Origin of the sequence: Embleya sp. NPDC005575 (genome assembly GCF_040605455.1) — a bacterium.
Lineage (GTDB): Bacteria > Actinomycetota > Actinomycetes > Streptomycetales > Streptomycetaceae > Embleya.
In genome coordinates this window covers 1-4893 of record NZ_JBEXCV010000296.1, presented here as the reverse complement: position 1 = coordinate 4893, position 4893 = coordinate 1, and the positions used below count along the sequence as shown (strand labels likewise).

Genomic DNA, 4893 nt, shown 5'->3' with positions numbered 1-4893 from the left:
CGGGGCGGGCGGCGGCCGGCTACGCCGCGCTCTACCGGCGGGTGACCGCTCCCGTGCTGGGCTTCGAGGAGCGCGCCGCCGACCGGGCCGCAGCCCGTGCCTACGGCACCGACGCGGTGGCGGACGCGCTGACCGAACTGGCGGAGGTCCGGGCGGACTGGGCCCGGTTCCGGGACGACGTGCTGACCCCGGGGACCGCGGCGGGCTGCGTGCCGAGCGATCCGATCGCCGGCTTCCTGGCGTTTCGGGAACTGCGGGCCGCGTGGGTCGGTGTCGAGGCCGAGCCGCAGGGGGCGATGGCGGCCCGGGTCGAGCGGCTCCTTGCCCGGCCCCTGGACGGACGGGACACCCCCGGCGGCGCCGACCTGGCCGGCGGCTCGCTGCTGGCCGAGCCGCTTCGGCTGCTCGCCCACGTGCATCCGTACCTGCTGGTCACCGACAACGACGGGCATCTGGGCCGGCACGGGTTCGCGGGGCTGGATGGCTTGGTGAAGCTCCCCGAAGAGACGTTCCTGGAGCACCTGGTCGGCTTCGCCGGGGCCCGCCGGGCCGCGGCGCTGGGGATCTCCGCGCGGCGCGCGGGCGTGGAATACCCGGTGACCCTGGGCGGGGTGCTGGCGCTGCTGGTCGAGGGGCGGGGCGCGGAACTGATCGCCCGACACGGCGAGGACACCGCCGGGGCGCTGGCCGCCCTGCTGGGTTGTGCGTGGGTGGAGTCCGGGCGTGGCCGGTTGCGGCCGACCTGGGCCGGCGGCGGGACGGTCACCGACCATCTCGGCGTCGAACTGGACCTGATCGCCTGGGCCGAGGCCGCGCTGGCCGGCTCGCCCGGTGCCCGGACGCTGCGCGAGCGGTTGACCGCGGCGGGCGTCTCGACGTACTTCGAGCCCAGGCCGCCGGTGTCGATCGCCGACGGGGAGCGGGAGACGGTGGTAGGTCACCGCTGATCGGTGACCTACGGTGGTGGTGTGAAGCAGCCGAGCACCGAGCAGGCGGGCGGCTCCGGGATCGAGCCCGAGCGAGTCGCCGCGAAGCCGACCGCCGTCCGCAAGGCCGCGGCGAACAGGGTTGTCGCCGAGAAGGTTTCCATCGGGAAGGTTGCGGCGAAGAAGGTCGCCGACGGGAAGGTCGCCGCCAAGAAGGTCGTCGGGCCGCGCAAGCCCGCCGGTCGGGTCGCACCACCCACCTACGACGTCGAGCGTGAGCTGATCGCCCGGGGCGCACAGGTGGTCGCCGGGGTCGACGAGGTCGGACGCGGCGCCTGGGCCGGCCCCGTGCTGGTCGCGGCCGCGATCACCGACCTGTCCGTGCCGCCCGCCGGGCTCACCGACTCCAAGTTGCTCACCGCACGCCGCCGCGAGGAGGTGGCCGCCGCGGTCGACCCGTGGGTGCGCGCCTACGCGTTCGGGGCGGCCGATCCCCAGGAGATCGACACACTCGGGATGACCGCCGCACTGCGCCTGGCCGCCGAACGCGCGCTGACCGCGCTGCCGATGCGTCCCGACGCGATCGTGCTGGACGGCAAGCACGACTTCCTCGGCGCACCGTGGGCCGTGCGCTGCGTGATCAAGGGCGACCAGTCCTGCATCAGCGTGGCGGCGGCCTCGGTGTTGGCGAAGGTGTACCGCGACGCCCTGATGGCCGACATCGGCGCCGGGTATCCGGCGTACGGCTTCGACGGCAACGCCGGATACCCGGCTCCGGTGCATCGGGCGGCACTCGCCGAGCACGGCCCCACGCCGCATCATCGGATGTCCTGGGCGTACTGGGACGACCTGCCCGCGTGGCGCCACCTCAAGCGCCCTCGCATCGAGCCGGTCACCGACGGGCAACTCGGCTTCGACCTGGGCTGATCGGCGTCGGTTTCCGAACGGTCACGTTTGCCCGGGGGCGCTCGTGCGCCGCCCGGGGCCGGTTGTAGCGTCACGCGGGTGACTGCCTCGATTCCTCCCGGCTGGTACGAAGACCCCTCCGCTCCCGGCTCCGAGCGCTGGTGGGACGGCGCCCAGTGGACCGCCTCGACCCGGGCCCGCGCCCAGGGCGAGATTCCGCCGCCGCCGATCGGCGCACCGCCGGCCGCGGGGCAGGTCGGCTACCCCCAGGGCGGGTACCCCGGCGGCTATCAGCCGGTCGGCCCGCCCGTCGGCGCACCCCGACCCGGTCGCGGCAAGGCGATCGGCCTGAGCGTGCTGGCGCTGGTCGTGGTGGGCGGCATCATCGCCGGCCTGATCGTCGTCCTGGGCGGGGACGGCGACGGCAAGAAGACCGTGGCCACGGACGGCACGCTCACCGATCCCACCACCGGGCTCACCGTGCCCAGGCTCAAGGGCTGGGTCGTCCCGGACCCGGACGAGCCCGCCGACCAGGCGGTGGAGCGCCCGTGCCCGAGCAAATCCTCGACCCGGACGAGCGGGGCCGCAGCCGAGACCGCGCTGCAGGCGGAACGCAAGTGCTATCGAGCCGGCCTGACGCTGGACACCCGCAAGGCCGACAACCTGGAGGAGTTGGTCGCCGGGCTGAAGAAGGACGTGACCGGCAGCAAGGGCAGGATCACGCTGGACACCTTGGAACTGGACAAGCCGATCAAGGTGGACGGTCACGCGGCCTATGTCCTGCGGGCCAAGGTCAAGGGCAAGCCCGAGGACCTGAGCCTGGACTCGGACACGGCCTGGGCGCAGGCCGTGGTGATCGCCGAGAAGAACGAGGACGGCGAATTCCCCTGCGTACTGCTCAAACTGGAGATCTCCGCCTCGGCGCCGGACAAGGCCACGCTCGACACGGTGCTCAAGGGCATCAAGGTGGGCACGCCGCAGCCCTCGGAGAGCGCGTCCTGACTCTGCGTCATATCTGACGAGACGTCACCAGCGGTACGGTACGCCCGATCGGTCGCGTCGTACCCCGCACCGGTCGCGAGCGCGTACCGTGGACGCGCGCCGCAGGTCGGGCTTGCCGGGATGCGACTGAAGGAGGCCGCATCGGGCACATCATCATTGGGGGGTGACTGTGCGCATCGGTGATCGCCTCGAATGCCCCGGCTACTCGGTGGTGGCCGTGGAGACGACGGGATTGTCCCCGCATCGACATCGCATCATCGAGATCGCGGTAGCCCAATGCGATCTCGACGGACGAGTGACCGAGTTCTTCACGACCCTGCTCGACCCGCAGGGTCCCGCCGGCGACTTCCAGGCACACGGCCTGTTCGACGACGACGTGGTGAACGCCCCGACGTTCGCCGAGGTCGCGCCGTGGCTGGCACACCTGTTCCGGCAACGGGTCGTGGTCGCGCACAACGCGCGTTTCGACATCGGCTTCGTCGAGCGCGAGTTCCAGCGCCGCGGTCGACCCACCGTGCCGCCGCTGACCACGCTGTGCACGATGCGCGAGGCGCCGCACCACCTGCCCGAGGCGCCGCGCTTCACCCTGCTCGCGTGTTGCGAGGCGGCCGACGTGCCGGTGGACGGCGGGCACGGCGCGGCGGCCAAGGCGATGGGCACCGCGCGGCTTCTGGAGCACTACCTGCGCCGGGGGGCGGGCGAGGCCCGGCACTGGCAGCAGGCCCGGACGGTGGCGGCCTCGCTGAACTGGCCGCGCCGCAGCGCCGACGTGTCGCGGACGTTCACCCGCGACGACGCGCACGTGGCTCGGCGGGCGCGCGAGGAGGCCGAGCAGGTGCGCCGCCGGGACGCGGTGTCGTACCTGGAGAAGGCCCGCGCGTACGGTCCGCCCACCGGCGTGGGCGAGGGCCCCGACAGCTACCTCGCGGTGCTCGACGCGGCCCTGGAGGACCGGGTGATCACCCCGCAGGAGGCCATCGACCTGGCCGAACTCGCGGTGTCCCTGGGCATTTCCGAGGAGCAGCGCAAGGATCTGGACCGGCTGTACGTGACCGCGCTGGCCGCCTCCATGGTCACGGCCGGACCCGTCGACCGCGAGGAGCGGGCCGACCTGACCCGGGTCGCCGCGCAACTGGGCATCCCGCGCACCGCGCTGGACGAGATCGTCGGCATGGCCCGCTCCACGGTCGAGCAGGGCCACGGCGGGCCGCGCATCCTGGCCCGGGGGCGTCCGCTGGAATCGGGTCTGCATGTGCTCTTCCACGGCTATCTCGCGGTCACCCGGGGTGAGTTGGAGCGCCGGATGGCCCGCGCGGACCTGTCCGTGGCGTCCGGTATCCACGATCGGGTGGACGTGCTCGTGGTGGCCGACCCGGACGAATCCGCGGATCGCACCTACTGGGCCCGCCAACGCGGCATCCGGGTGCTGATCGAGCCGGTGTTCCTGGCGCTGCTCGCCGACCTGGAACGCGGGCGCAGCAGCGCGGCCGACGCGGCGTCCCAGGTGGCCGCCGCCTCGCTCGCGCACGTCGTGCCCGGGGCACCGCGCACCACGAGCGGCTTCCTGCTGCCCCGGCCGGGCGCCTCGGTGCCGGCCGCCGCCGGGTCCTTCGCGCCGAGCCCCTACCGGCCCTACGACACGCCCGTGGACGGCGTCTCGGAGGTGTTGCCGACCGAGGCATTCGAGTCGACCGAGGCATTGGGATCGGCCGAAACCTTCGCGCCCACCGAGGCGTTCGAGGTCACCGAGGCGCAGACCGCGCAGCCCACGCCGGTGTCCGGGTCCGCGTCTGCCACCACGCCGACGCCGGTGCCGGGAACCGGCGTCACGCTGCCGAGCATCCCGCCGCCGCCGACTGCGGCCGATCTGCCGGTGGCACCGGGTTCCTCGGCCGCCGAGGTGCTCCAGGCCACCGTCCCGGACATGCTCCCGCCGCCGCCGAAGGTGCCCACGACGCACGATACCCAGCCGACCACGGCGCCGCCCGTGCCGGGCCCGGAGACGCCGCCACAGCCGATGCCGGCGGTGCCCGCATCGACGCCGACCGGCGGCGGGCCC

3 protein-coding genes and 1 pseudogene are annotated in these 4893 nt (G+C 73.7%); all 4 read left to right on the top strand.

The window, feature by feature from the left end:
- A pseudogene (locus ABZS54_RS42185) lies at positions 1–947 on the top strand (hypothetical protein); the annotation flags it as partial.
- 258 nt (positions 948–1205) lie between these two features.
- Positions 1206–1853: a ribonuclease HII gene (locus ABZS54_RS42180; protein WP_355548523.1), complete on the top strand. Its 648-nt coding sequence runs from the start codon at positions 1206–1208 to the stop codon at positions 1851–1853.
- A gap of 78 nt (positions 1854–1931) precedes the next feature.
- Positions 1932–2834, top strand: coding sequence for a DUF2510 domain-containing protein (locus ABZS54_RS42175; protein WP_355548521.1), 903 nt, complete (start codon positions 1932–1934; stop codon positions 2832–2834).
- A gap of 163 nt (positions 2835–2997) precedes the next feature.
- A partial coding sequence (locus ABZS54_RS42170; RefSeq protein ID WP_355548518.1) for an exonuclease domain-containing protein occupies positions 2998–4893 on the top strand: 1896 nt, incomplete at its 3' end.